28 protein-coding genes are annotated in these 26,325 nt (G+C 34.9%); 9 read left to right on the plus strand and 19 right to left on the minus strand.

Annotated elements, in window-relative coordinates; all coding sequences use genetic code 11:
• Positions 1–64: 64 nt before the first annotated feature.
• The gene (hutU, locus tag ACIP9C_RS11330; RefSeq protein WP_401010604.1) at positions 65–1,780 is read right to left on the minus strand and encodes a urocanate hydratase; all 1,716 of its coding nucleotides are present in this window, start codon (positions 1,778–1,780) and stop codon (positions 65–67) included.
• Between the two features lie 292 nt (positions 1,781–2,072).
• Here hutU and ACIP9C_RS11335 point away from each other — a divergent pair, with 292 nt between their 5' ends.
• Positions 2,073–3,755, plus strand: a complete 1,683-nt coding sequence (locus tag ACIP9C_RS11335) for a sigma-54 interaction domain-containing protein (RefSeq protein ID WP_401010606.1) — start codon at positions 2,073–2,075, stop codon at positions 3,753–3,755.
• Positions 3,756–3,953: 198 nt separating this feature from the next.
• Here the strand turns inward: ACIP9C_RS11335 and chrA are convergent, their stop codons facing one another.
• Positions 3,954–5,114, minus strand: coding sequence for a chromate efflux transporter (chrA, locus tag ACIP9C_RS11340; protein WP_401010608.1), 1,161 nt, complete (start codon positions 5,112–5,114; stop codon positions 3,954–3,956).
• Between the two features lie 100 nt (positions 5,115–5,214).
• Positions 5,215–6,081 (minus strand): DUF5643 domain-containing protein, encoded by an 867-nt coding sequence (locus tag ACIP9C_RS11345; RefSeq protein WP_401010610.1) that lies wholly within the window; start codon positions 6,079–6,081, stop codon positions 5,215–5,217.
• A 497-nt stretch (positions 6,082–6,578) separates the two neighbouring features.
• Here ACIP9C_RS11345 and ACIP9C_RS11350 point away from each other — a divergent pair, with 497 nt between their 5' ends.
• Both ACIP9C_RS11350 and ACIP9C_RS11355 read left to right on the plus strand, forming a co-directional pair.
• On the plus strand, positions 6,579–8,222 hold the full coding sequence (locus ACIP9C_RS11350; protein WP_401010612.1) for a pyridoxal phosphate-dependent decarboxylase family protein: 1,644 nt from the start codon (positions 6,579–6,581) through the stop codon (positions 8,220–8,222).
• On the plus strand, positions 8,206–9,903 hold the full coding sequence (locus ACIP9C_RS11355; RefSeq protein ID WP_401010614.1) for a methyl-accepting chemotaxis protein: 1,698 nt from the start codon (positions 8,206–8,208) through the stop codon (positions 9,901–9,903). The genes ACIP9C_RS11350 and ACIP9C_RS11355 overlap by 17 nt, the downstream gene beginning before the upstream one ends.
• Positions 9,904–10,007: 104 nt before the next feature.
• Here the strand turns inward: ACIP9C_RS11355 and ACIP9C_RS11360 are convergent, their stop codons facing one another.
• The 15 genes from ACIP9C_RS11360 to ACIP9C_RS11430 all read right to left on the minus strand — a co-directional run bounded on the left by ACIP9C_RS11360 (position 10,008) and on the right by ACIP9C_RS11430 (position 21,012).
• Entirely contained in the window at positions 10,008–10,433 is a 426-nt protein-coding gene (locus tag ACIP9C_RS11360) for a GatB/YqeY domain-containing protein (RefSeq protein ID WP_401010616.1), read from the minus strand.
• Positions 10,434–10,501: 68 nt separating this feature from the next.
• Positions 10,502–10,930: a hypothetical protein gene (locus tag ACIP9C_RS11365; protein WP_401010618.1), complete on the minus strand. Its 429-nt coding sequence runs from the start codon at positions 10,928–10,930 to the stop codon at positions 10,502–10,504.
• A 131-nt stretch (positions 10,931–11,061) separates the two neighbouring features.
• Positions 11,062–12,072, minus strand: coding sequence for a DUF1835 domain-containing protein (locus tag ACIP9C_RS11370; RefSeq protein WP_401010620.1), 1,011 nt, complete (start codon positions 12,070–12,072; stop codon positions 11,062–11,064).
• A 55-nt stretch (positions 12,073–12,127) separates the two neighbouring features.
• Positions 12,128–12,889, minus strand: coding sequence for a formate/nitrite transporter family protein (locus ACIP9C_RS11375; protein ID WP_401010622.1), 762 nt, complete (start codon positions 12,887–12,889; stop codon positions 12,128–12,130).
• A 174-nt stretch (positions 12,890–13,063) separates the two neighbouring features.
• Positions 13,064–13,474 carry a GNAT family N-acetyltransferase gene (locus ACIP9C_RS11380; protein ID WP_401010624.1) on the minus strand — a complete coding sequence of 137 codons (411 nt, stop codon included), beginning with the start codon at positions 13,472–13,474 and terminating at the stop codon, positions 13,064–13,066.
• A gap of 86 nt (positions 13,475–13,560) precedes the next feature.
• A complete protein-coding gene (locus ACIP9C_RS11385; protein WP_401010626.1) occupies positions 13,561–14,244 on the minus strand; it encodes a VOC family protein in 684 nt (227 codons plus the stop codon).
• 116 nt (positions 14,245–14,360) lie between these two features.
• A complete protein-coding gene (locus tag ACIP9C_RS11390; protein ID WP_401010628.1) occupies positions 14,361–14,699 on the minus strand; it encodes a cupin domain-containing protein in 339 nt (112 codons plus the stop codon).
• A 34-nt stretch (positions 14,700–14,733) separates the two neighbouring features.
• Positions 14,734–14,943 carry a hypothetical protein gene (locus ACIP9C_RS11395; RefSeq protein ID WP_401010630.1) on the minus strand — a complete coding sequence of 70 codons (210 nt, stop codon included), beginning with the start codon at positions 14,941–14,943 and terminating at the stop codon, positions 14,734–14,736.
• A 40-nt stretch (positions 14,944–14,983) separates the two neighbouring features.
• On the minus strand, positions 14,984–15,472 hold the full coding sequence (locus ACIP9C_RS11400; protein WP_401010632.1) for a tetratricopeptide repeat protein: 489 nt from the start codon (positions 15,470–15,472) through the stop codon (positions 14,984–14,986).
• Positions 15,473–15,504: 32 nt separating this feature from the next.
• Positions 15,505–16,158: an SMI1/KNR4 family protein gene (locus tag ACIP9C_RS11405; protein WP_401010634.1), complete on the minus strand. Its 654-nt coding sequence runs from the start codon at positions 16,156–16,158 to the stop codon at positions 15,505–15,507.
• Positions 16,159–16,738: 580 nt separating this feature from the next.
• A complete protein-coding gene (locus ACIP9C_RS11410; protein ID WP_401010636.1) occupies positions 16,739–17,632 on the minus strand; it encodes a S8 family peptidase in 894 nt (297 codons plus the stop codon).
• A 47-nt stretch (positions 17,633–17,679) separates the two neighbouring features.
• Positions 17,680–18,378, minus strand: coding sequence for a hypothetical protein (locus tag ACIP9C_RS11415; RefSeq protein WP_401010638.1), 699 nt, complete (start codon positions 18,376–18,378; stop codon positions 17,680–17,682).
• Between the two features lie 487 nt (positions 18,379–18,865).
• Positions 18,866–19,504 (minus strand): DUF2306 domain-containing protein, encoded by a 639-nt coding sequence (locus ACIP9C_RS11420; RefSeq protein WP_401010641.1) that lies wholly within the window; start codon positions 19,502–19,504, stop codon positions 18,866–18,868.
• A 169-nt stretch (positions 19,505–19,673) separates the two neighbouring features.
• Positions 19,674–20,063: a VOC family protein gene (locus tag ACIP9C_RS11425; protein WP_401010643.1), complete on the minus strand. Its 390-nt coding sequence runs from the start codon at positions 20,061–20,063 to the stop codon at positions 19,674–19,676.
• A 244-nt stretch (positions 20,064–20,307) separates the two neighbouring features.
• A complete protein-coding gene (locus tag ACIP9C_RS11430; RefSeq protein WP_401010645.1) occupies positions 20,308–21,012 on the minus strand; it encodes a hypothetical protein in 705 nt (234 codons plus the stop codon).
• Between the two features lie 193 nt (positions 21,013–21,205).
• Here ACIP9C_RS11430 and ACIP9C_RS11435 point away from each other — a divergent pair, with 193 nt between their 5' ends.
• From ACIP9C_RS11435 to ACIP9C_RS11455, 5 genes are all read left to right on the plus strand, one after another.
• On the plus strand, positions 21,206–21,370 hold the full coding sequence (locus ACIP9C_RS11435; protein WP_401010647.1) for a hypothetical protein: 165 nt from the start codon (positions 21,206–21,208) through the stop codon (positions 21,368–21,370).
• Positions 21,371–21,395: 25 nt separating this feature from the next.
• Entirely contained in the window at positions 21,396–21,587 is a 192-nt protein-coding gene (locus ACIP9C_RS11440) for a hypothetical protein (RefSeq protein WP_401010649.1), read from the plus strand.
• A 451-nt stretch (positions 21,588–22,038) separates the two neighbouring features.
• Positions 22,039–22,248, plus strand: a complete 210-nt coding sequence (locus ACIP9C_RS11445) for a hypothetical protein (protein WP_016993944.1) — start codon at positions 22,039–22,041, stop codon at positions 22,246–22,248.
• Between the two features lie 12 nt (positions 22,249–22,260).
• On the plus strand, positions 22,261–22,623 hold the full coding sequence (locus ACIP9C_RS11450) for a spore coat protein (RefSeq protein WP_401010652.1): 363 nt from the start codon (positions 22,261–22,263) through the stop codon (positions 22,621–22,623).
• A gap of 22 nt (positions 22,624–22,645) precedes the next feature.
• Positions 22,646–23,782: a zinc-dependent alcohol dehydrogenase gene (locus ACIP9C_RS11455; RefSeq protein ID WP_401010654.1), complete on the plus strand. Its 1,137-nt coding sequence runs from the start codon at positions 22,646–22,648 to the stop codon at positions 23,780–23,782.
• A gap of 221 nt (positions 23,783–24,003) precedes the next feature.
• Here the strand turns inward: ACIP9C_RS11455 and ACIP9C_RS11460 are convergent, their stop codons facing one another.
• Complete coding sequence (locus ACIP9C_RS11460; RefSeq protein ID WP_401010656.1) at positions 24,004–24,240, minus strand: hypothetical protein; 237 nt, start codon at positions 24,238–24,240, stop codon at positions 24,004–24,006.
• A 501-nt stretch (positions 24,241–24,741) separates the two neighbouring features.
• Here ACIP9C_RS11460 and ACIP9C_RS11465 point away from each other — a divergent pair.
• Complete coding sequence (locus tag ACIP9C_RS11465; protein ID WP_401010658.1) at positions 24,742–25,770, plus strand: AbrB family transcriptional regulator; 1,029 nt, start codon at positions 24,742–24,744, stop codon at positions 25,768–25,770.
• Positions 25,771–26,325: the final 555 nt, after the last annotated feature.

Genomic DNA, 26,325 nt, shown 5'->3' on the forward strand with positions numbered 1-26,325 from the left:
TTTAATGAACAAGAGGCCAGCGTATCTTATTAGTTATTGCACCAGCCTCTCTTCCACAAATACATTACACTTTTTCTTTTACTAAATCTTTCGGACCAAATGTAGCAGTTGGCTCCCACCATAATGGGATTTGAATGCTTTCATCGGTTAATTTACCTTTACCATTCGCTACATCTTTTGCTGTTTCATAGCCCGCTTGTGCATGACGTACAACCCCTATACCAGAATCTACTGTCATCGCTACTTCTAAGCGCATATCTGATTCCTCTGTTCCATCAGCAATCATCGTTACACCCGTATGAACAGCCTCTCCCATTGAATAGTTAGCTTGAAGAGCGATTAAATCACACATACCAACTGCATTTAATAAGCCGTTTAAAACGGGCCAGTCAGAAATTAGATCTCCGCCATCCTTCATATTTTCAGATTCAAACGTTGGATTGACTATGGAACCAGAATCTAAATTATCGCGGGAGAAGGCAACAGGTCCACTTAATTCCCCTCGACGAATCATATCGTTAACTTCCAATGCGAACTTTTTACGCTGTCCAAAGCCCATATAACAAATACGAGCAGGTAATGCCTCTATCGGAATATGCTCCTTCGCTAGCTTTATCCAGCGCGTAACAAGTAAATCATCACTAAATTTCTCTAAAATCATATCGTCTATTTTACGTAAATCCTCTGCTTCACCTGACATACAAATCCAACGGAATGGTCCTCGTCCCTCGCAGAATAATGGACGAATATATTCTGCTACAAATCCAGGTAAACGCTTCGCCTCTTTCTCATCAAATCCAGCATCAATACATTCTTTACGAATACTTGTGCCATATTCAAACGAGTGTACACCTTTATCAAGTAATGCTATTAATGCCTTCAGCTCGCGAATCATCGTATGGCGTGCTTTTTCTAAGTACGCTAGACGATCTTGATCACGTAGCGCGTCTGCCTCTTCGACACTGTAGCCAGCTGGTAAATAGGCAATCGGGTCATGTGCAGGTGTCATAGATGTTGCAATATGTGGTAGGAAGCCAAGTTCTAATGTTTTTTCGAAAATATCTGCTGCATTACCTACTACCGCTATGCCAAGTGCTTCTCCAGCAGCGGCTTTCGTTTTTGCTAGTTCAATAGCCTCTTCTAATGAATCTACAACAACATCAATAAAACCCTTTTCAATACGGCGATTAATAATGTCGATATTGGAATCACATAAAATAGCTACACCACCATGCATTGTCATCGCACGTGTCTGGTTGCCACCCATCCCGCCTGCACCAGCAGTCAATAAAATTTTCCCAACAAGTGAATCGTTATAATGCAATCGCGCAATTGCCGAAAGCGTTTCAAACGTTCCTTGAATGACACCTTGTGTACCGATATATTCCCAAGGTGCCGCTGTATAATTAGCATACATTGTTAAATTCTTTTCTTGTAAATCATAAAAAGTTGGCCAATCTGCCTTCATAATATTTGTCGTCGCCATAACAACAGTTGGTGCATATTTATGAGTTTTAAAAACAGCAACTGGCATCCCAGACTGCACGACAAGTGTCTCATCATCTTCTAAATTTTTTAAGGAATCTACAATGGCATGATAGGACTCCCAGTTACGAGCTGCTTTCCCAATCCCGCCGTATATCACGAGTTCTTCAGGTTTTTCAGCATTTTCCATATTGTTTTCTAGCATTCTTAAAATAACTTCTTGACGCCAACCTTTGCATCGTAATGTATTTCCTCGCTGAGCCTTTACTGAATATAAAATTTCTGGTTTTGTCATTGAAAATTCCTCCTTTTTTTGTGACTACACACTTTAATAATGCAAATAGCGTGCCAACTTTTAAAACCACACAAAAAAATTTTATAAAAAGTGAAATTCAAAGCATTTCTCGAATGATGTACATAAACATTCGCCTTTTACTATTGTCATGAAATGGAAAGTGACTGCAGATAATTTTTGCACCTTCTTAATTTTCTGTATATTGTTTCTATTCAGAAAATAATTATGATACGATAAAGGACAAAGCAGATAATTTTTGCATGCAAAATAACGAGAGAAAGTAGGTTTTTGTATGATTAAAGAATTGCAGCGTTATACAGCATTTTTAGGCGCGAATATCATTGCACTAGACAACTCTTTCAAGGTGAAATGGTGGCATTTCAATGAAAGTATCTCGTTAAATATTCAAGCTGATATGCCAATAGAATTCTTGGCTGCCATTGATGTAACAAGCTTGCATCAACCGCAACAATTGCAAATACAAGAACAGCTTCTATCTTTTACAATAGAGCCTTTTTATTTTCCAGAGCAATTTTTTATTGTTTCAGTAGAAAACTTAGTAGATTTCCAGTATTCATTACAAAATAAAGTTTTTGTCCTAGAGGAAATTATTGAGCATTTAGATGAAGGGATTATTGTGAGCAATGAAGATGGGGACATTATTTATTACAATGAGGCACTTGCTAAAATGGAGGAGCATAAAAAAGAGGACATGCTTGGCAAGAAGCTGTGGGATGCATACAACTATCAAGATCGTAGACTATCAGAGCATAATCATATTTTAAAAACAGCGAAACCAATTTATACGAAATACAGAGCTCATGCTTATTCAGAAAATGAACCTAAATTTGTAGGCTACAGTTCGTTCCCGATTCAAAAGGATAATAAAACAATCGGTGTTTTTTCAATTACACATACGGAAAAAAGCTTACGAAATCAATTACAACAAACATTGGATTCCAAACGTGAAACTATGGAGGTACCGGAAGAGGTCAAACGTAATAACGGTACGATTTACACATTCCAAGATATAAAAGGAAACAGTCACGAACTGCTTCAAACAATATCTGAAGCAAAAAATATTGCAAATTATAATACGGATACGTTAATTGTGGGTGAAACTGGTACAGGTAAAGAATTATTTGCTCAAAGTATGCATAATTTAAGCCCTCGCGTAACAAAGCCCTTCGTTGCGATAAACTGTGCCGCCATCCCTGTTACATTGTTGGAGAGCACGCTTTTCGGCTCGGTTAAAGGGGCATTTACAGGTGCTACAAATCAAGAAGGTCTTTTTGAATATGCAAAAGATGGGACACTTTTTCTAGACGAAATCAATTCACTACCAATGGAGCTTCAACCAAAATTAATGCGTGTCTTACAAGAACGTGCTGTTCGACGTGTTGGTAGTAATACCCTTATCCCAATTGAATGTACTGTATTTAGCGCATCTAATGAAGACCCTGAGCTACTAACTGTTGGCGAGCGAATGCGACTTGACCTATTTTATCGCATTGCTCATTCAAGTATCTATATCCCCCCACTGCGTGAGAGACCAGATGATATACTTTTCTTTATCCAGCATTTTTTACATAAAAATGTGCTGAAATATATGAAGGCAAATATCACCATTAAGCCTGAGCTATATGAGATACTTGTTGCCTACGATTGGCCAGGCAATGTACGGGAACTGGAGCATTTAATCGAAAACCTCGTAATACAAGCAAGCTCTGACAGCGATATGACAGAAGATATGTTGCCACGATATTTAAAAAATAAAATATCAATAAAAGGAGCCCCTTCAAAAAAGCGCCCTTTTAAAGCACTTATGCACACAAATGAAGAGCAGTACATCCGAAAAGTGCTGCAACAGTGTGATGGAAATATATCCGCTGCCGCGAAGCAATTAAATATTTCCCGACAATCTTTGCAGTACCATATGAAAAAACTTGCAATTCAAAAAGAAGAGCTTATTTAAAATAAAAAGAGAAAAAGTGTTCGATTGCATGCATGCAATCGAACACTTTTTGCTATGGCGATATTATCCGCTACGGAGGGTACTTTCCACGAGCACACTAAATTGTTTGAGTGCCTGGCACCGCCCTCCGATGGCGGGGGTCGATAGAAGATTCGCCACAATGTCAGGTGACATGGCCACCAATTGCCAGTGGTGCGCTTAATAACATATAAGTCCAACAATAATCCCCATCAATACTAATAGATATGGTGACCATGCCCGTTTAATGGACAGCCATAAAAATATGACTGCTAAAAGTAAATCTAATCCACTTTGTATTGTTTGCGTTACAATGGGATGGATAAAAGTGCTAGCTAAAATACCAACAACCGCAGCATTTGCACCTGTCATTGCGCCTTTCAATGCTGCTTGTCTGCTTATGGAGATCCAAAAAGGCATTGCTCCAACGATTAAAAGAAATGCTGGTAGAAAAATACCCAATGTCGCTACCGCTGCTCCTGGCACTCCAGCAATGACCATACCAATATAGGATGCAAACGTAAATAGTGGACCTGGCACTGCCTGAGCAAGACCATACCCTGCAATAAAGTCAGCGGAACTCATTAAACCACTTTGCACAAACTGTGTTTCTAGTAACGGTAGCACTACATGCCCGCCACCAAATACTAAAGCCCCTGCTAGATAACACTTTTCCAATATCATAAGCCATTCGTATTTTAAAAGTGCAGTAGCAATCGGTAAAGCGATAAGTAGTATGACATATAATGCCAGTAAGAATCCACCTGTCGCTTTAGAAATTGGTACAGCTTTATTTGAAGAATCTGCATTTATTTTTGTTTGCTTAAATAGAAGAAATCCCGTTAAACCAGCCAATGCAATGATAATTATTTGAGCAAATGGATTGCCCCATAATAGACACGTTATAAGCGACAAAATTGCTAGAATTAAGTGTAAAATGCTTGAAATTAATTTTTTTGACATATCCCAAATTGCTTGTGCAACTATCGCAACAGCAACTAATTTCAAGCCATGAATCCAGTCCATGTCCATCCTTGTATGCATGTAAAAATAGGCAAATAGCATTAATAGCAACACAGAGGGCAACGTAAACCCAAGAAAAGAAACTAAACTTCCTAAAAGTCCACCACGTAGTAGACCAATACCCATTCCGACCTGACTTGATGCAGGACCAGGGAGAAATTGACTCAACGCAACTAAATTACTATATTCTTTGTCCGTTAGCCATTTTCTCTTTTGCACATATTCATTTTGAAAAAAACCTAAATGGGCGGTTGGACCTCCAAAGGATGTACAGCCTAGCTTAAAGGAAGCAAGAAAAATCTCTAACAGCTTTGGCAATCAGTTCAACTACTTTCCATGTTATATACAATCATATTACATGGTGAATAGTTCATTATAAATTAAGATATTGTAAAAATTAATTGATAGAGTGTAAAATTCATTTCCCACGAATTTTGATAGCTGGCCCAAGTTCAATCCCCCCTGTCGTAACAGGAATTAGCTTATACGTTTTATCTGATAAATATCGTGCATCAAAGCGAATCCCCCACTTTGTATGTGCTTCATTTAATGTATAAGAAGAGTCATGACGCCATGTTTTTCCTGACTCAGTTAAAATTTTAAAATCAATAGATTCAATCAATGTTTCCTTAGTTACAAAATATACCGTAGTAGAAATCGGTGTAGAAACAACCTTATCTACTTTAATTTCTTGGCCGTCATTCAGCTCAATAGTTTTATTAACAGCAATTACTTTTCGATCCTCTTGCAATTGCTTTTGGGAAGCTTCGATTTCAAATGCCCAAGGCTCATCGATTGGTTTTTCCCAATTCCAATCGTTATAAAGAATTTTAAGTTGCAGTATTTCATCTTTCGGTAAATCACGCATCTTCACGCTGCTATAGATTGTATAGGTTGATGCTGACTGTGCTATGGTCTGGCCTCCATTTCGAACCATATAATCTTGACCATTTACTAGTACTTGCGGAAAGAAAAATACTTGATAGTTGAAATTCATCCCTTTTGCTGGCTCAAATGTTGCATTTAGTAATAATTGATTATCATCAATCATCACCTCATTTAAGGTCAATTGTCCAAATTCATTTTTAGTTGTTTTACCTACAAGTGTTTTATAGGCTGAAAAATCCGACTTATCATTTTTATTAAAAATAGAGGAGACGAACCGACCACTTGCCAACATTACACCAGCAACTACTAAAACACTTACTACAATCATCACCCATCTTTTTCGTTTCCCACTTTTTTCAAGATAATTAACTTCATGTACATGTGGCTCAACTGGCAATTAAACACCTCCCAATTCAAAATCTATAGACGTTATCTCCTTTTATTCATTGTAATAACGAGTTATGCATTATATAACCAACAACCCACAATACAAAAAATTAGGGTGTTTCTCAGATAGTCTAAAATTAATCTCCGATTATATGAAATAGGCAAAAGGTATCATAAGAAAAACAGTAATTTATTATGTTATTTTTTCATAGCTAAAAGTATCTATTTTACATTTAATTATATTAATAAAATATTAATAATTTATTTTAACAGGACCTTCGTTGCACCAACTAGTAATAAAAGTTAAAAAATAACGTAAACTTCTGTTAGTAAATCATTCTTTAAATATAATGAAATTATTATCTAATAATTTAAAATAGTAGAAATTTAATATCCTGGTCAAATATGAATATATTTCCCATAAGAATATGTTATTATGACTTTAGTAAATTGTACTATTATTATCTAAATAATGGTGAAATATGAACTAATAAAGGATGATGCAAAATGAAGAAAATTCAACAACTATTTCAAAGTGAAGATGGCAACAGCTTACAAAGGGAAAACTTTTTATCACTAATAGAGCAAATTGTAACTTCATTAGATCAATTAAAAGACCCGAAGAAAACAACGCTTGGACCAATTCAAGAACGTTCTGCTACTTTCTATAAAGATCTTATGCAAGAAAATCAAGTTCCTACATCAGGCGTTGGTCTGGATCAGGTCGTTCAAGACTTAACACAATTAATGCAAGGTCATCCTTATCATACACGCAACTTTGTCACAAATGTTTTACCAATGGCTAGTATCCCTGGTGTATTGGGACAGTTTACAAATGCCTTACTTAATGGCAACAATCTGTGGGATGTATATGGACCTGCAGCAGCAGAATGTGAAGTAAAAGTTATCGCAATGATGTCAAAATTAGTTGGCTATGATTTCACAGAAAGCTTCGGTTATACAACATGGGGTGGACAAGGAGCTGTTTTTAGCGGTTTACGTCTTGCCATTGCTAAACAATTCCCTCACGCTAAAGAGGAAGGTGTCCCAAATAATTTATATTGCTTTGCTTCTGAAAACGCCCACTATAGCTTATTAAAATCAATTGAAGCAGTTGGTATTGGAAGTAATCACTTAGTACGTGTAAAAGCAGGAAAAGACCAATCTATGGATATAGAAGATTTAAGAAAACGCATGACGGAAGTAATCGAAAATGGTGGTATTCCAGTTTACATCGTAGCGACTACAGGTGCCACAGATCAATTTGCTATTGATGATGTGCAGGCAATTAAGGAAGTTGCAACAACACTTGAACAAAAATACAATCTAAAACAAATACATATCCATGCTGACTCTGCTTTAGGCGGTTTTTACGCATTTTTCAATGATTATGACTTTAAGGCAAACTCACTACAATTCGAGGATGATGTATTACAAGGCTTAGAACAAATTCACCAACGTATGCAACACCTTGCAATTGCAGATAGTCTTTGCTTCGATTTCCAAAAACTTGGTCAAACACCCTATTTAACAAGCCTTTTCTTAATAAAAGAAGGAAAAAGTTTACAACTGTTAGATATTGACGATTTTGATACACCATATGTAGGCAATAGAGGCTATGGCTCATATCATACTGGTTACACTTTAGAATGTTCTCGAATGGGTAGTTCAATTGCTATTTATGCTGCATTACAAGCTTTTGGTAAAGAAGGTTATCAACAAATATTAGCTAACTATGTCCGAGTAAATTTAGCATTCCGTACACAATTAGCTGAGAACTTACCAATGCTGCAAGTAGTGAATGAAGCAAATATCGGACCAGTAACAGCCTACAGACTATATCCAAAAGGCTTTGATTGGGCATCTGAGCAAGCTGGAAACTACACACAAGATCAAATCGAATACATTAATGGCTTAAATGCTTCTTTCTTTGAGATTTTAGGTGAAGGTCGCGATGAAGTATTTTTCGGTGACACAACACGTGTCTGCACTGTTAGCGCGAGCGATACAAAACAACAAGTTCCTGTGGCAGCAGCTAAATTCTTTTCTATTTCACCATACACAGAGACAGAACATATTAGTGATATGGTTCATTTCCTACAACAAAAAGTTGTAGTATTGGAGGATTTACAAGTTGAGTATATTAAGTAAATTTAAGAGCTCTTTACTCTATAAATATATTGCAAGTTTAACAATTCCAATTGTTATTATTTCTATTATATTTAGTTTCATGTTATTTATAGTTTCTTTTAAAATCATCGATAATTTTGTTATCAAGCAATTTGAGACATCGTTAGAGGTGATTTCTAGTAACATTTTCGAGGACATCGATAAAAATAATGTCAAAGCTGCCGATAACGGCATTAAAAATCAATATGAAAAAATATTGAAACAATTGAATGGTACAACAAAAAAGTTTGATATTGAAAATGCCTATATCCTTTCACGTGCCAATGGTAAGGAGCATATTGTTGCATTAAGTAATAGTGATAATTACCAGGCAGACTATGTTTTCGATCCAAAAATGCATGCTGCTTTAGATACTGGCCGTACTCAAGTAAGTGAAATTTATGAAGATGAATATGGTATTCATAAGTCGATTTTTATTCCATTTAACAATACTGATATACTTTTTGGCTTAGATATGGATGCTTCATTTATATCTAAGCTACAAACTCAAATTATTTGGGTTAGCATTATTATGACAGTTATCTTTGTGCTATTTGGTATCGTTGTCGCTTATTTCATTAGTAAAAGTATTATTAAACCAATCAAAAAAATGACAAGTTATGTTGATAAGGTTGCCAAAGGCGATTTAGTTGTTGAATCACTGCCAATCAAAGGCACGAATGAAATCGCCCAACTTTCAGATGGCATCCAAAATATGACGGCTGATTTACGTACGCTCATTCAGCAAATTGCGGAAAATGCAGAGCAAGTAGCCGCCATGTCAGAAGAATTAACTGCCAGCTCCGAGCAAACGAGCGCATCTATTCAACAAATTACATCTTCTATGCAGGAAGTGGCTGCGGGCTCAGAAAAACAAACTTCATCCATTGAAGAGGTGGAAAATCATATTACAATGATTTCGACGAAGATGTCCGATGTTGTTGATAGTGTCAATGATGTAACAACGAAGGCGTTTAGCGCTTCCACTATTGCCGAAAAGGGCAATACCACAATTCAAAGTGCTACAGAAAAAATGGCGATTACATCTGAGGCGATTCATAATACTGCAGATGTTGTAAAACGCTTAAGCACCTATACAAATGAGATTGGTGATATTGTTTCACTTATAAATGAAATTACAGACCAAACCAATTTACTTGCATTAAATGCATCTATTGAAGCAGCACGTGCTGGTGAACATGGTAAAGGCTTTGCGGTTGTAGCTGAAGAAGTACGTAAATTAGCAGACCAATCACTTACAGCAACAAATAGTATTCGAACACGTATTGAAACAATCAAAGAAGAATCTGCTCAAGCAGTGAAATCAATGGCGATTAGCAGTAATAATCTTGCTGAAAGTTCTACTACTTTTAACGCTTCAGGTGAAGCCTTTAGCGATATCTATTCACACATTACAGAACTTACGCAAGAAATGAACCAGGTTAACAGCATCATTACGAACATGAATGAAGGAGTTAGCAATATCGCTAATTCTGTTGAGCAGGTTGGTGTTGTAGCCGTTCAAGCATCTGGAAACATTCAAAATGTCGCAGCTGCCTCCGAAGAACAATCAGCAAGTATCGAAGAAATTACCGCTTCTTCAAATAATTTAGCTGAAATGGCTCAACAACTACGTAACATCATCCAAAAATTCAATCTTTGAGTGCCAGGCACTGAAACAATTCTGAATTCTTCCATAAGAAGTCTGTGGTAGAACATAAACAAAGGATAGCCAACGCTAGCGTGGCTATCCTTTTTGTTCCTATATTAAATTAAACTTTTTACAACTTTAGAAATTACAGCACCTTCTGCTTGACCATTTAACAATGGTTTTGCAATTTTCATTGCGTCACCCATATTCATGCCTTTCGTAACACCTGCTGCTTCTAATTTTTCAGCAATTTCTGCTTCGGTTAATTGTTTAGGAAGAAATGATTTTAATAGCACTAATTTTGCTTCCTCTTTTTCAATTAAATCCGCACGATTAGCATTTTGCGCGCCTTCTAAAGCTTGATTCGTTTGCTTGACTTCACGATTAATAATAGCAATCTCCTCTGCTTGTGTTAAGGGCTCCCCTTTTTCCTTCTCCGCTAAATCTAGTGCTGATTTGACAAGTGTTAAAACACCTTTTGCCAAGACATCTTTTTCTTTCATTGCTTTTTTTAGTTGTTCAAATATTTCTGTTTTTAACATTAAGCTCACTCCTCAGTTATGGTCACGAATTGTCTATGATTATTGCACATAGTGACAACCGACACAATTTATTTCGCTTTCTTCAACTTTACCACATCGGCCTTTGTTTCTAATATTTCAAGTATTAACACTTCCATCTTTGCATCCACTTCTTCTATTTTTTCACTAAGATCTTTTTCAACTGCGTCGGTTTTTTCTAGTAATTTTTTCTCAACTGATTCAATTTTCTTCTCTAGTCTTGTTTCAACTGAATCTAATCTTGTTTCAACTGCCCCTAGTTTTGTTTCAACTGAATCTAATCTTATTTCAACTGCCTCTAGTTTTGTTTCAACCGTATCTAATCTTGTTTCTAGCGCCTCTAGTTTTGTTTCAACCGTATCTAATCTTGTTTCTAGCGCCTCAATTTTTTGTAGAATCTCTGTTTTCACGCCCTGTACTTGTGTAGAAAGCTCCAAAATTGCTTGAAGAATCGCATTTTGATTGATTTCAGGATTCATTGTTAACTTCCTTTCTTTTAATTAATCTATTAATGCAATCTTTATATTCACTGATAAGTGCTACTAACTTGCGAGAGTCATTCTAACTCTTCTACATTATTTTATCTATGCTTTTTAATGAAGTCAAAACTTCAAAAAATTTGATTTGTCAAGAATTCATCATGTAATTTCACTTCATAAAATCGCATTGCCTTTAAATCACCTCTATACGAAAAAACGCCTTGCTTGATTAAACTTCTTAGACGATATTCAATCCATTCGTCTCCAGTATATTGTTGCATATGTCCAATCACTTCTCCAATTAATCGTGCAGCCTTCTTATATTCCACCTTGCCATCTTCATGATACATACGATTAGCGCATTCAATAATAAAGTCATCATCTCGATTTTCATCACTGCTGTTTAATAGCTGATCATATGCCCATGTTCGTATGATATGGATATCGTCAGACAATAAATATCTACCCTCATCACTTAGAGTTTGTCTTTCGACGTTAGATAATGGTTCCATACCAAACTGCTCGTAAAAATTAAGAAGCGTTTCTCCATTTAATTCACCAGTTGTTCTTGGATAGTTATCTTCCACTAAGCGCGAGGACATATTTTTTTCATGAAAAGCAGTAAACGTATCAATTACACGTACTGCATTCAATTTGCCCTCAAGCATGGCTAACACAAGTCGTAATCCTGTTTGTTCGTGCGCATTTTGACATGTCCAAATAACGATAGTCTGATGTGGTAAAATATTGTTTACGTTTTCTAAAGCATCTAACATACGTTTTCTATAATGCTCCAGTCCATCATCTTCAATTTTGTATCGTTTCTGAAACCACTCAAGTCGTGGTTCAATCCCCGATGCTTTATGTATACCTTTTACTGGCCCAATGGACAAATTATCGGGAAAAACAATAATTTCCTCTGTCTTTTGATAGTCCGTATCTCGGAATGCAGCTTTTAAACTTCCACCCGGTGAATCTCCGAATAAGATATGTACCGTTTGTGCATTAACTGCTTTTTCCTTATCTTCTGACATGCGCAGTATACCTTGTTGAATGTCCTTACTCGAATTGCCATTTAGTAAAGATATGAAAAGCATTGACTTTGCTTCCTCTTCACTCAGCTTTTTTATTGCTTCTTTCAAACGACTAACATCCTCCAACATTCATTGCTCCTTTCTACGACCCCATCTTTCGTGCTTATTCCCTCGCGTTAACCCAATAGACAATACCTACTACAGCACCGCCAATAATATTACCAATTGTGACAGGAACTAAATTTGCCACCGCACCACCAAGCGATACAAGATCACCGTGTGGAATAAAGAGCGCAAGGCTAAAAAGTGTCATATTGGCAATGCTGTGCTCAAATCCCGATGTAATAAAGGGGAAAATACAACAGAAAATCATCGCTAATTTTGCTATTTCTGTTTTTAATTTATAAGTACACCATACAGCTAAGCAGACAAGAAGATTACATAAAATGCCACGACATAGCAGCTCGACAAAGCTTGCATTCATCTTGGACGTTGCACTTTTCTCGATATAAGTAGCTATATCATCAACAGCAAGCCCTGCATAGAAGAATAACAGTGCACCAAGTAATGAACCAAAAAAATTACCAAAGTAGCTAAATAACCAAATACCAACCATTTCAAGTGGGGAAGATTTTTTCTCTAATGTACTTACCGATAATACGAAGTTATCACCAGTAAATAAATTCGCACCAGCCATTATGACCATACTAAGTGCTACACCAAATGCTAACCCCTGTACTACTTTCATACTTGGTACACCCACTGGATCAAATAATCCTCCAATTGTAACGATTAACAAAATACCAAAACCAATAAAAAGTCCACCAGCAATCGCTTGCAATAAATAATTAAAGGGTCTTTTCTTCATCATCGTTATTTTATTGTTAGCTGACGTGCACACGATAGTAATTGTTTCTTTCATCATGCTCACCTCCAAATAAACAATACTTATATTTATCATATCGTATTTCGTAGTTCCTCAATATTATTAATGTGAAGATTTTTGGAATATCATTTGTGTTATACACTGTTTGTTATCATAAAAAAGAAGGATAGCATTCTTCAACTATCCTTCCTTTTTTATGAAAATATCAACAAGTTACTCAAGAAATAACATCATTCCTGGAGCATCAACATCCCGTTCTGTAAATCCAAGTTTTTGATAAAAAGGTTGTTTGCCCTTAGCACAAGATAATTGAATCCATTTAATATTTTCCTTTTTGCATTGTGCTAATAGAGCTTCCATAACCGTTGTACCAATTCCATTTCGCTGATACTCAGGATGCACCATTACATCGCAAATAAACGTTTGATAAATACCATCGGAAATAATTCTGCCATAGCCGATTAATATTTGCTTATCATAAATTGACACACTATACCAGCTATTGCAAATGGCTTGAAATAATTGTTCGCACGAATATAGCCCCTGCGCATTCCAGCCGGTAGTTTGATGTAATGCCTGAAACTCTTCAAACGTAGGGTTCGTTTCACTTATTGTATACACCATCCCTATTTCCCCCATCTCATTTCGAATAAATATACAACGAACAATTTATTTATTCAATATAATAATGGCAAATAATTGATGCTTTCTTAAAATTGCGATATAGCGAAATCGCCCTTAACACTTATGTATAGGTGTAGATAGTTATTGACTATGATATTAATAGGACTGACAATTGCTTTTTTAGTAGAGAAATACCAAATTCGTTCACTAGGGCCGATTAATAAATGCACACCATCTTCGTAATTCCCCATAAATGTAAGCGCATCTGTACGAATTTCTTCTCCCTTTAAGGGTGTGATACCATACTCCTTTAATCGATCTGCCACAGCATGAATCGCATCCGTCGTTAAATTTATTTCAGCAATATTTAATACATGTTTAATGGAAAATGCATCTGTATTAACACTTGGATTTATCCCATGTCTAGCGATAAACTCTATTACATTATCTTCTGGGTCATAAAAATAGCATGAATTCGCATCTAACGTTTTAAAATAAACTTCATCCTGTTCATCTAAGCGTAATAAGTCTACGCGAGCTTGTGCCCATTTTTTCGCTTGCTGAAACAAATTACTTGGAATATTGAGCGCAAAATGATATTGCTTTGCTACAGAAGCATCCAATGTTTCGAATTGGATGACGCTTTCCCCGGCAGCTATTTCAAAAAAATGCTCCGCTTCTTCTAACAATTCAAATCCTAATATGTCACAGTAAAACGCCTTCATTTTATGTAAATCATGCGCGTAAAGCTTCATTTTTGATATCTTCATCCTCCACACATCCCTTTTGCATTTAATACATTTACTGTACTAAATAAATACTGGATGTACCTCATGCAAAAGAATGAACAATTTGGAAGCCAATTACGGCTTGCAAACTTCTACCACTATACGGGTATACGATCCCCTCTACTATTCGGTTGAGAGATTACCAAAAATTCTACATCTTCCTGCGAATCATTACGCATTTGATGCGACTGCAGAGCGGGCACTTCAATTCCTTCATTCGCCTGCAATATAATACGTTTTCCGTCTATTTCCATTGTTGCCGTACCTGAAAGTACAAAAAAGAATTGTTGGGCTTGATGATGATAATGACAAACTTCCGCTGTATTGGCAGGCATTCGTTCATGAATAACACTCAATTCATTATTTTTAACTAAATGCCAACCATCACACGCATTTCCCCAATGATAATGTTCTGCATGGTCTTTACTAATTTTCAACTATAACTACTCCTTCATTTTTCGTGACATACTATCATTTAACTTTTATTTTTTCGACTGTAGCAATATAAATCGATTCTTCATGCATTTTGATATATTGATACTTCGATTCCTTATAATACCCTTCATTTTTCAAATACTCTTTTAGCTCAGATTTTTTCTCAAAAACTTTTTCTTCATTCGTTTCTCCACATTCTAAGTTATCTGTTTTTATACATATGTTCATCATAAAAAACTTCGTCATATTTTGCTCCTCCATTATAGTAGATTCAATTATCAAGGAACTATTTCCATACTTTATCTAATTGATTTGCATAGAAATTAATCGCGTTTTTATAACTAAGTATTTCAGCGTCTGTTGTCGTTTCTGCTAGGCATTGTAGTAAGAGCTCCATTGCTTCGTTATGTTTTTTTAGATTATATAAAGTCATTGCATAAAACACTTTTAATGCATTATTAGTTGGAAAAAATTGTATCCCTTCTAAAAAAACTTTTTCAGATTTTTCATAGTGCCCTAATGTTCTATACGTACTGCCAAGTCCCAAAAATGCTCCTTCTAAATCTGTTCCAGATAAACCCTGTTTGATGGCCTTTTCATAGTAAGGAACAGCTTGTAATTCTTGTCCTAACACATCAAAGCTCCAAGCACATTGGTAGTTAATGAATGCATCATCAGGATATTCCTCTACCATTTGTAAAAGTAATTGATTGGATTCTCGCTTCTTATTTTCTGTTCGTAATTGAATGGCTCTTGCTAGTTGTTCTTTGTACAATGTTAGTAGCTCCTTTTCTAGTGCATTACAAATTAAATAGTTAACTTTAATAAACTTCTGAACGACTTTGCACATTGACTTTCTGGTAAAAGACCACTTTGAGCATTTGCTGTGAAAGCTACCCACTGCCAATCTTCCCCTCCGACAAACGCTATTCTTGACCATGTCTCCAAAAAATCAATAAAGTTGTCTGCTAATTTATAGCCATGCCCTTCACCATCATCATGACTTAAATAAATCACACATGCATCCAAACTGTTTTCAACGAGGTCAAATGCAATATAGTCTCCATTGCCAACTTCATAAAAGGCTAATGTATAATGCCAAACTTTGTCGTAGTCATTCTCTGGATCTGAAAAAACTTTCGTAATCCATGCATTTTTATTATCATTGATCTCTTTTAATAATCCTAAATCCCAGTGAAGCATCCCACTAAAAATTCCATCTAATTCACCATCTAATTGAAAATCATCAGGAAAAACCCAACGCAAGTATAATGCTGATGAAAACTCTAATAGCACTTTTTTAAAACTTTTAGGCAGCTTGCATCCTAATTGGTTTTCACATTGTGCAATTTGTTGTGACGATGCAGCAGCCTCAATCTTTACTTGCGATACGTCTCCACCAATTGCATGCATTCGTTCTACTATATTGGCAATTCGATGCTCCAGCATACGATAATCCACGCTCAATAACCCCCTTTTCTTAAGGATACACTAGATGTAATTTCAATATGTATAAATTTCCAAATTTTAAGATTTTTTCAGCAATAGAAAATGACCAGCTTCTCACTATTTGTGCAGCTGGCCATTAAAATACGCGATAGCAAAGAAGTTATTTGGATTAAAAATAATCCAAATTAAATTGAGCTTTAGCGCAATTTGTATGAAAATCGATAAGATCCAAATGACAAAACTACTTAATATCATTGGTATACTATACCAATCACGCATTTCCAAAAATCATCACCCCATTAATCAAAACAAGATTTAGAAGCACTTGTCATTCCGCCTCTTACGGAACCATGATAATCATTTCCTGTATCCTTCTTACCTATCAAGATTTAGATTCATGGTCTAACTTTTTGCATTCTTTGTAATCTTTATAGCTCAAAGGAATACAAATAATTACCAACAAAGCCGCAAGAAAATTAATGACAGTTTTGGTATTTGAAGATATAGATAAATATGATGCAATACAGCTTATACTGACTGGTAATATACATAAATAATGATATGGTCTTAATCTCACATTAACTAGCCTCCCTTAGAAAGAATCTATCTTCTTCATTGCTTGTAGATAGGTTAACTCTTGACTATTAATAGACTCTAGTAATGAAATAATACTAGCATTGGTCAACTCTTTATTTTTCGAAAATGCATAATCTTTTAACAGAGCAATATAGCCAGATATTAATGCGGTTGCTTGCGATGTGCCGCTCGTTTTAGTTATTATTTCACTGGTGTCAATTGTGGATATCTCGTGACCGGGTGCGTTAATCGTCGTTTTTTGGGAACCGCTTGTTAAATCAAGTACATTTCCAGAAACATCAATTGCCCCAACTGAAATAACTTCATCCAAAATTGCTGGATACATCAATTCAGTATTTCCATAATCTCCAGAGGAAGCTACTACTGTAATTCCTTTTTTAACTGCTAATTTTATCGTTCCCGTAATATCTTTATCTTCAAAATTGCTAGCAATACTTAAATTAATAATAGAAGCATTTTTTTGGATAGCCAATTCAATTGCATCCTTGATAATTGTTGGTGTAACCGAATCATCTTTATTCATCACTTTAATGACAATTATTTGTGCATTAGGGCTTATACCTTCTATCTCTCCATTAATCCCTTTAATTATTGAGTACATCATCGTACCATGACCATTGGTATCTTCAATCCTTTGATCGACTAACGATTTTTTAAACTTTAGATTTCCACTGTATAGTGGGTTTATACCGCTATCAATTATAGCGATTGTTTGTGATTGACCTGTCGAAAGTTTATGAAGCTCTTTATAATCTAACCAATTTATTTCCCAAGGTGTATCACCTTCACTATTATTTTCATAATTAGATGAAAATACGGTATAGATTGTCAATGATAATCCAACAAATATAAAAAGCATCCAAATTAATTTAGATAGAAATCTTTTCAATAAAAGCACCTACTTTATAGCTGTTTATTATTATTTAATAAATACTATTATTGAGGCTCGATATTAAAAACTAAAACCCAGTATAAATCTGCTCTAATACCTCTATTTGTATTTCCATTATGATATTCTACTCGATTAGCTAATTGGTTAGTCCATAAAGCAGTAATACCATTAATAGTAGCAGGTATTACACCAAGTTTGCCAAAAACGACACTCGCAAGTGCGAGACCAGTTGATACAGCTGCTGCATCTCTTAAATCATAAACCCATTGCCTAGCAGCTGAAGTACTCATATATCTTCGCTTGCCCCACCAATAAGTTTCATCGTAAGTAGATCCTCCCTGAATATAAAAGTTTTTATCCGTCGAATCAATCATGGCACCGTTGTCTAAAACTTTTAATTCACCTTTTTCAATCTTTTCATTTATATTAGTGAAATGAACATCTAAATCTTCCATTAAAGAAGCTTTAGTTATAATATTATAGTTTCCTTGTTCTCTAGCAAGTTCATTTAATAGATTAATATCTTCTTGATTTAAATTACGAACTATATTATCTTCGTCTAAAATCGTTATTCCATCAGACGAAATTTCTATATATTCTTCTATAACAGATATGATATTTTCTAAACTCTCTTTATATTCTTTTTCATCTTCACCATTTGAATATGCCTTTGCATAAAAAGGTACTTGACTCAAAAATAATGCTAATACAGTCAAAAATACAATTAATTTTTTCATTTTCATATTTATGCCTCCTAAAATTTTATTTTTAGTCGAAATAGTTTTACCTAATCGATATGAACATTATTTATTATCCAAAGGTCTGTTAAACACTTCCCAAATAACATGTTATCAGGCTTAATTCTATTTTGACGTATTCTATGTTTATCCAAAGCCTTACGATTTCTGTAGATATTATTAGTTCACCCTATTAATGAAAAGTAAATTCTGAATTTTCATTTGTGGTGCAAATTTGTAAAGTACTATCTTTTAACTTTTTAATACCAACATCAAATAGCTATAGCTAAACTACCTCGCGTTTAACAACAATTTATCATTGAGAACATTTCTCAATCAATAGTAAAATGACTTTATTTTTTTATAAAATTTAGACATTTTTTTAATAATAATTTTAGTATTACGTAAAAATTTTATCTATTAACTTCTTCCTTTATATTTTTGCTACAAGACCATAAAAAAACCACCCAAATGAAGTGGTTTTAATCCTAACTTATTTAACTATAACGCCTCTTTCTTGAAGTGACCGCCCAATAATCCATTGTGCAATAATGAGATTCGGCACCCAACATAGCCATGAAATAATCGGATAGCTAATCATAAAATTTTCAAATCCGAATAATACCGTAAAGACTAATAGCCAAATTCTCAATGTTACAGCAGCAAAAGTCAATGAATAATTGCGTATCATCCATTGTTGATGATCATAAATTTTTTGTTCTTTAATTTTAACAAGTGCTTGATACCCAGTGATCATCCATAATATAGATAGTGCGCTAAAACCGAACTGCGATATAAATCCACCCGTAGCATAAATGGCTAAATAAAGACCTGTAACACTACCAAATAAAATGCCAATCATATAGATTTTCCCTAAAATACGATGCCGCTTTATATTTTTTTCTCTAAACTTTGAGAATAATGTAAATGGACCAATAACTAATGCCAGTACACTAAATATAATATGGATATACAGCATCGTATACCAAAGCGAATCTAAAGTTTCTATAAACATAAGTTTTAAGCTAACAAACCCTGCTTGATGGGCATCCAAAATTAAATATTGAACAATGGAATAACAAGCTATACTAATAGCTAAGCAACTAATAAGAAGCCAAGTTTTTTTATTCATTGTATAGTCCCCTAAAATTTAATTTATTTACGAAATACGTTCCTCCGTCCATAATGTAACATTAAATTATAGAGGATTTATTTTCTCATGATAAGTGGTAAAAAAATTTGCATAAGAGGTCCTTAATTATAAATATCAGCCAGTAAGCTTGTAGTTGACTACATCTTGTTTAAGATACTTCCTTACAAATCATCAATAAATTCCCATCTGGATCTTTAATTACAAAATAAAAATTGTCCTCAATCTCCGTCACAAGTTCAACATCATTTTCTTTCATAAATTGATAAGAAGCTTGGATATCATTTGTTAGTAACTGAATAAAAGGAGCTTGATAGGTTGAAATATCCCCAGTTTCATTTCTCCACTTAGGCATTGTATCTAACATTAAACCTGCCGTCCCCTTCATTGGTGCTGTATATAAATGCCCAAAACATATTTCTCCCCCTTCTAATCCGAGTATTTTACTGTACCATTCTCTTGCTTTTTCTAGATCACGTACTGGAACAAATACACCGCCAATTTGGTTTTTAATCGGTGTTTTATTTATTGGTATGTTCACAATAACTTGCCTCCCTACAATTTTTTACTATAAGATAACCATTTCTACATTTACTTATATTATCCTTTTTTGTTTGAAAATTAAAACTCAAAAAAATAACTGCGAAACAAACTGAATAATAAAAACCCAGGCTCAAAATTGCTTGAGAACCTGGGCTATTTTAATTCTAAATTGACGCTAAGACTATAGAGGTTACATCCTTCGTCCAACTTCAGCACAGCTTTATTAAGCTTATTCATGCTCATCATTGATTATCCGTTTTTGATTCCTGAAGCTCTTCGTTTTCATGCATAGAAGCTAAAGAATTTTCTTCACTTAGTTCTTTATCATCAGTATTCTGGATTTCTTCAGCAACTTGTTCTTGAACAGTTTGAATTCGATCCTCTACATCCGAAAGTTTTTCATATTTACTATCAATAAAAATACCTCGGTCTGCATCCATCTCTAATTCACTGGAAAGGCGATTTTGCTCACGTCCTAATGAATTCTTTGTCAACTCTAGTGTTTTCATTTGTTCTAGTGAAACAGATTTTTCTAAAAGATTTTCCATTGCGTTAGATGGCTTTTCGTTTTTCAAATCCTGTTCATTTTGGTTTGTCGTTTTCTTTTGCTCATCCGTTTGCTGTTCAGCTATTTGCGCATCAATATCAGCTAGTTGCTTTTCAAAATCTTTTAGTTGTTCTTTAATAGATGATAAGTCGCCGCCACTTTCTAACGTACGTTCACTCAGGTCACTTTTCATCTTTTGAATATTCTCACGTTGTTTCAATAAACTTTCGATAAGACTTGTTTTAGCTTGCTGCCCTTTAAACAAATTACGAGCTTGTTGTCCAATTGTTAATGTATCTTTATGTACTATAAGATTTTGCTGAACCAATTTAGGCTTACTTGCTGATCCATTTGACAACTTCATGAAATTAGAAGAATTTACTTCATTCGTAAGTTTCATATTACATCACCTCTTGTTTATATATCGACCATTTATTGGAATTTTAAAGTGAAGAATCGTTAACTCTTCGATATGGCTCTTTCATTGCAAATAAAAAAACCAGCTCCGCGATAGTTGTAAGTTTGAAGTTGAAATAAACAAACAAGGATATTTTATTGAGATAAGTTAAATAATATCTTTAGGAGGTGTTGAAATGAAAAGGGATAAGAAAGATACAGAATTTGCAACAGACGAGCCAACAAAACAATCAAATATTAAAAAACCTAATGAGCGTGACGGACATACTGAAACCGCTCGCCCACAAAATGAAGAAGACCTTATAATTAATGAGAAGAAAAGTAAATCAACTTCGTTATAATCTCTAAAGCTCGAATAGGAATATAATGAAAGAAGGTAAGCTAAAAGCAGCTAAAGAACAGCCTAAAATGTTTTTAAAAAGTATACAGCTTGAAAAAAAAGATGAACTTGAATCGCTTCGCAAAAAATTTAGACCTTACGATGCATTAAAGACCAGGTACTCACTTTACAATGAGTGCCTGGTTATTTGTTTATTACTTCAGGAATATCAAAATTAAACTCGTTATCGATATAATTCCTTTTGATTCCATTGCAAGAGATTTATAAATTGTTGGCACTATTTAATATTGGTAGCATCCTCCACCCAAAGGATATAAAATCAATTGTTTACAACCTCTTAAACGTTGTTATATCAACATTACTTCGAATTATCCATCTTCAGTACAACCATGAACGCTTCTTGTAGAACACTGTATTCAGTTGTATCTATTCGTATTCGGAATGGTCTTTACTTTTTAAATACTTCACTTATGAAGGATATTCAATTTTATTTAAGAGTTCTTTTTGCTTTTAATACAGTTATCAATCAAACCACTCTTTAATAAGAGCTTTCCTATCTATCAATATAGTTTTAGAAATACAATATATTCCTAAGCCTAAAGTAAATCTGTATAAATAGACTTGCTACAGGGTAGACTTTTTAAAGAAAATTTTGGAGGTGTGAATTACGTGTTTGAGAAAAAATTAGCACTTCATGAAACAATGGAATTTCATGAAGTCATTAACTTTATGACAACTAGTTTACTTAAATCGAAGCTGAGTCAAGGGGTGGTCTTTGATGATGATTTAAGAGCATTATTGGACAAAAATGTAAAATTATCTACCCCAGCACTTACTGCTATGGTTAAGCTCTACTCTAAATCGGAATTAGAATATTAGGAGGTCAATTGTATGGAAGACTATTTAGATCCTATAAATTCAATTGGAATCCCTGAACTAACTGATTCGGGGATTGCTCTTGAGTTTTTACTAACAACAAAGACGGGTATTAGAAATCTTTCAATTGCCTTAACAGAAACTGCTTCTCCTGCTCTTCAGAAAATCATGAGAACTCAGCTGGATGTCATGATTGATTTATATTTTGAAATTTCTGAGCTGATGTTAAAAAAAGAATGGTTAAAACCTTATGATCTAGAAGGTCAAAAAGAACTGGATATTAAATCTGCCGAAAATGCGATTAGTATTGCAAAGTTGGATTTATTCCCTAAAAGCATGAATCGAAAAGGAATGTTCCCTACCCCACCGAAAAAATAAACGAAAAAGAGGGATTTTTGTAATGAAAGCTGTCACTTATCAAGGTATAAAAAATGTTGAAGTTAAAGAAGTAAAAGACCCTAAAATACAAAAAGCCGATGATATTATTGTTCGTTTAACCACTACTGCCATTTGCGGATCAGATTTGCATTTAATCCATGGAATGATTCCAAATATTGGACAGGACTATGTCATTGGCCATGAACCGATGGGCATTGTAGAAGAAGTTGGCAAGGGTGTGACAAAGGTCAAAAAGGGTGACCGAGTTGTAATTCCTTTTAATATTGCATGCGGGGAATGCTGGTATTGCAATCATGATTTGGAAAGTCAGTGTGACAATGCAAACGATAATGGCGAAATGGGTGCCTACTTTGGTTATTCAGACACAACTGGCGGTTTTCCGGGAGGACAGGCAGAGTATATGCGAGTTCCATATGGAAATTTTATCCCTTTCAAAATTCCAGAGAAATCAGAAGTTCCTGATGAAAGTCTAGTTCTCCTTGCCGATGCTGCCTCTACTGCTTTTTGGAGTGTAGATAATGCCGGTGTAAAGAAAGGAGATACTGTTGTTATTCTAGGCTGTGGACCTGTTGGTCTATTAGCACAAAAATTTGCTTGGTTGAAAGGAGCTGAAAGAGTAATCGCAGTTGACTACATCGGGTATCGTCTTAAACATGCAAAAAAGACAAATAACGTCGAAATAGTTAATTTTGAAGACCATGAAAATTGTGGTGAATATCTGAAAGAGATTACCAAGGGCGGTGCAGACGTTGTCATTGATTGTGTCGGGATGAGTGGAAAAATGACGCCTCTCGAATTTCTTGCAAGTGGCGTAAAACTTCAAAGTGGTGCTATGGGAGCCATTGTTACAGCCAGTCAAGCTGTACGTAAAGGAGGAACTATCCAAATTACCGGTGTATATGGTGGTCGATACAACGCCTTCCCACTAGGAGATATTTTCCAGCGTAATGTAGCTATTCGTACTGGACAAGCTCCAGTTGTTCATATAATGCCTCATGTCTATAACTTAATCGCTGATGGTAAAGTGAATGCAGGGGATATCATTACACATGTCCTCCCTCTAGAAAAAGCAAAACATGGTTATAAAATATTTGATACAAAACAGGAAGACTGTATTAAGGTGGTTTTAAAACCCTAAATATAGTGTTTAGGTACTTTTGTCTCTCTATTGCGAAAATACCTTTTTCTATATGGTTGTTTCTAAAGGATTTTTAATCCTTGTTGTATCAAGGTTTCTATTTTATCTTGTGTAACACCAAAAAAATGTGTAATTTTCTTTATTAACTTATCTATTAGAATGTATTGTTAAAGACCACCCATCACGGAATGGTCTTTACTTTTTAAATAATTCACCAGAACTTATAGAATTATTTTATCACCCGGATTATCTAAATCCCTTTTGATATTTACGATAATAAGTATGCGGTGTGACTCTTCAGTAACTCTCCCAATATCAACTATTTGTTGTATTTCTGCAATATCGTTAGAATATTTTTTTTGGGAATCTCTCACTTCCATAACTTTTTGACCTAAATCAGTATCTCCCCAGCGAACCACATTGAGCTCTATCACTAGTTGGTAACTTTGTAAATTCAATTCAATCGCCCCTTTAGTTTTTTATACATTTTTACCCAGTTGTTTTAATAATACCTCGAATACCTTTCTTTGGGTAAAGTATTTCCATTTATATTTAATTAGCTAGATTTTCAAATAGTTTTAAGTATATCCTAAATTTAACTATCATAAAGAAGAAACTTGCCCTACCATGATTAAAGAAGCCAACGGAAAACTATTTGCTACTCATACCTGTACTAGTGGATTTTAAAGCAGTAGCTACTATCTCTAAAGATTTTTCTGCAATAATTCCCGTAGGTTGAGCTATTGTATTAACAGGGATAGGTTAGTGTGGATGGAATTTGCTCTAATACATGTTGTTGCGTTGGTGTATTTACTTGAATGATTGTGGAGGAATAAACATCATTTTCATTGATAACAGATTCTTTTTTACCAATAGACTACATCACAAAAGTCGCTGCAATAGAAAAAAAAGTTAAGAAACGTCATAATATAGTAATCTAGTCAAAAGGGGTTGCTAGTATGTTTGTTTTGAGTAAGCATATATTTATCACATTATGCATTGGCCTAATAGGTGCTGTCGTTTTTCAACTATTACATATACCTATGTCTTGGTTATTAGGGGCGATTACAGCAGTACTTATTGTGCAATTGTCAACCAACGTACAATTGAGATGGCACTCTTCCTTCCGTAATTTTGGCTTAATCGTAGCAGGCTATTCTATTGGCTTTGCCTTTACACCAGAGGCAGTACAAGGTATTAAGCAATTTTTAGGGAGTATTGTCGTTTTAAATGTGATATTTGTATTATTATTTTTTGGTGTCAGTTATTTAGTAGCCAAAGGTACAGATTTGGATTTTGCAACGGCATTGACATGCTGTGTACCGGGTGGTATGGCACAGGTTGTGGCCTTTGCTGAGGAGCAAGGCGATATGGATATGGTAGTCATTACGTTCTTTCAAATCCTCCGTGTTCTTTTAATCGTCGGCTTTGTCCCGCTAATGTTAACAGATGTTGGTGGAAATAGCTCTATGAACAATGGGATGTATACATGGGGTCTAGTCGGTATACTAATTGTTTGTGGCTTAGCAGGGTGGCTTGCTCAAAAGCTTAAAATTCCAACAGGTTATATGCTTGGCCCAGTATTTTTATTGATGGGTATTAATATGGTGGGCATAGAAGTGCCTAGAATACCTATATCCCTTCTACATATTGCTCAATTGATGGTTGGAATCCACATCGGGTTATTGTTGAAAAAAGAAGATCTACATTTATCAAAGAGGCATATTTTTTATGCATTTGTATCAGCTGGCATTTATATAGCAGCAGCGTATGGTTTATCATTTTTGATGAAAAGCCTTTACAGTCTCGACTTTAGGACAGGCTTTTTAAGTATTGTTCCTGGGGGACTTGATCAAATGGGGATTATTGCGGCTTCGGTACATGCCAATGTGACAATCGTCACAGCTTTCCAACTCTTCCGAATACTAGTAATCTCAATTTTCCTTGTGCCAGTGGTCAAAATGTTTGTGAAAAAAGTGAAAACATAAGGGCTAGTTAAAAACCAATCCTTTATGTTTTTATTTTTGCTGCTTATATTTAAATTGATGGAATAAATCTTGCAATATTTCGGCATTTATTATTAGTAACGCTACTTCTAAAAGAGTCATGTTCTATTTCCCTTTTCACCATTCAAGCCAGTTTTCTAAGTTTGGTCTACTACATATTTCTGAACGACTATCACGTTAGCGAAAGACTTTAATCGAAGATGATACGCCTGTTAAAACTGTACAAAAAAGATTAGGACATAGCAGATCAGCAACTACTGAAGACCGCTATGTCCATTTAACTAAAAAGATGGCAAGGGATGCTGCCGATATTTTTGATTCCATCGCAAAAGATTTATAAATTGCTGGCACAATTTAATAACGGTGGCAAATCGGTGGCATCCTCCACCCAAAGGATATTAAATCACTTGTTTACAACCTCTATAAACGTTGTTAAATCAACGTTACTTCGAATCATCCATCTTCAGTACAGCCATGAACGCTTCTTGTAGAAACGCTGTATTCAGGTGTATCTATTCGTATTCTTGTATAACCGGT

The sequence above is a fragment of the Lysinibacillus sp. NPDC093210 genome (genome assembly GCF_044753985.1).
GTDB lineage: Bacteria > Bacillota > Bacilli > Bacillales_A > Planococcaceae > Lysinibacillus.

Excerpts from the sequence above, each read along its gene's own strand:
- ACIP9C_RS11385 (WP_401010626.1), bottom strand. The coding sequence starts at position 14,244 with ATGAAGATATCAAAAATGAAGCTTTACGCGCATGATTTACATAAAATG.
- ACIP9C_RS11420 (WP_401010641.1), bottom strand. The coding sequence starts at position 19,504 with ATGAATAAAAAAACTTGGCTTCTTATTAGTTGCTTAGCTATTAGTATA.
- ACIP9C_RS11365 (WP_401010618.1), bottom strand. The coding sequence starts at position 10,930 with ATGAATCCTGAAATCAATCAAAATGCGATTCTTCAAGCAATTTTGGAG.
- ACIP9C_RS11360 (WP_401010616.1), bottom strand. The coding sequence starts at position 10,433 with ATGTTAAAAACAGAAATATTTGAACAACTAAAAAAAGCAATGAAAGAA.
- ACIP9C_RS11440 (WP_401010649.1), top strand. The coding sequence starts at position 21,396 with ATGAAAGAAGGTAAGCTAAAAGCAGCTAAAGAACAGCCTAAAATGTTT.
- ACIP9C_RS11375 (WP_401010622.1), bottom strand. The coding sequence starts at position 12,889 with ATGATGAAAGAAACAATTACTATCGTGTGCACGTCAGCTAACAATAAA.
- ACIP9C_RS11465 (WP_401010658.1), top strand. The coding sequence starts at position 24,742 with ATGTTTGTTTTGAGTAAGCATATATTTATCACATTATGCATTGGCCTA.
- ACIP9C_RS11435 (WP_401010647.1), top strand. The coding sequence starts at position 21,206 with ATGAAAAGGGATAAGAAAGATACAGAATTTGCAACAGACGAGCCAACA.
- ACIP9C_RS11450 (WP_401010652.1), top strand. The coding sequence starts at position 22,261 with ATGGAAGACTATTTAGATCCTATAAATTCAATTGGAATCCCTGAACTA.
- ACIP9C_RS11335 (WP_401010606.1), top strand. The coding sequence starts at position 2,073 with ATGATTAAAGAATTGCAGCGTTATACAGCATTTTTAGGCGCGAATATC.
- hutU (WP_401010604.1), bottom strand. The coding sequence starts at position 1,780 with ATGACAAAACCAGAAATTTTATATTCAGTAAAGGCTCAGCGAGGAAAT.
- ACIP9C_RS11380 (WP_401010624.1), bottom strand. The coding sequence starts at position 13,474 with ATGGTGTATACAATAAGTGAAACGAACCCTACGTTTGAAGAGTTTCAG.
- ACIP9C_RS11455 (WP_401010654.1), top strand. The coding sequence starts at position 22,646 with ATGAAAGCTGTCACTTATCAAGGTATAAAAAATGTTGAAGTTAAAGAA.
- ACIP9C_RS11415 (WP_401010638.1), bottom strand. The coding sequence starts at position 18,378 with ATGAAAATGAAAAAATTAATTGTATTTTTGACTGTATTAGCATTATTT.
- ACIP9C_RS11395 (WP_401010630.1), bottom strand. The coding sequence starts at position 14,943 with ATGACGAAGTTTTTTATGATGAACATATGTATAAAAACAGATAACTTA.
- ACIP9C_RS11430 (WP_401010645.1), bottom strand. The coding sequence starts at position 21,012 with ATGAAACTTACGAATGAAGTAAATTCTTCTAATTTCATGAAGTTGTCA.
- ACIP9C_RS11350 (WP_401010612.1), top strand. The coding sequence starts at position 6,579 with ATGAAGAAAATTCAACAACTATTTCAAAGTGAAGATGGCAACAGCTTA.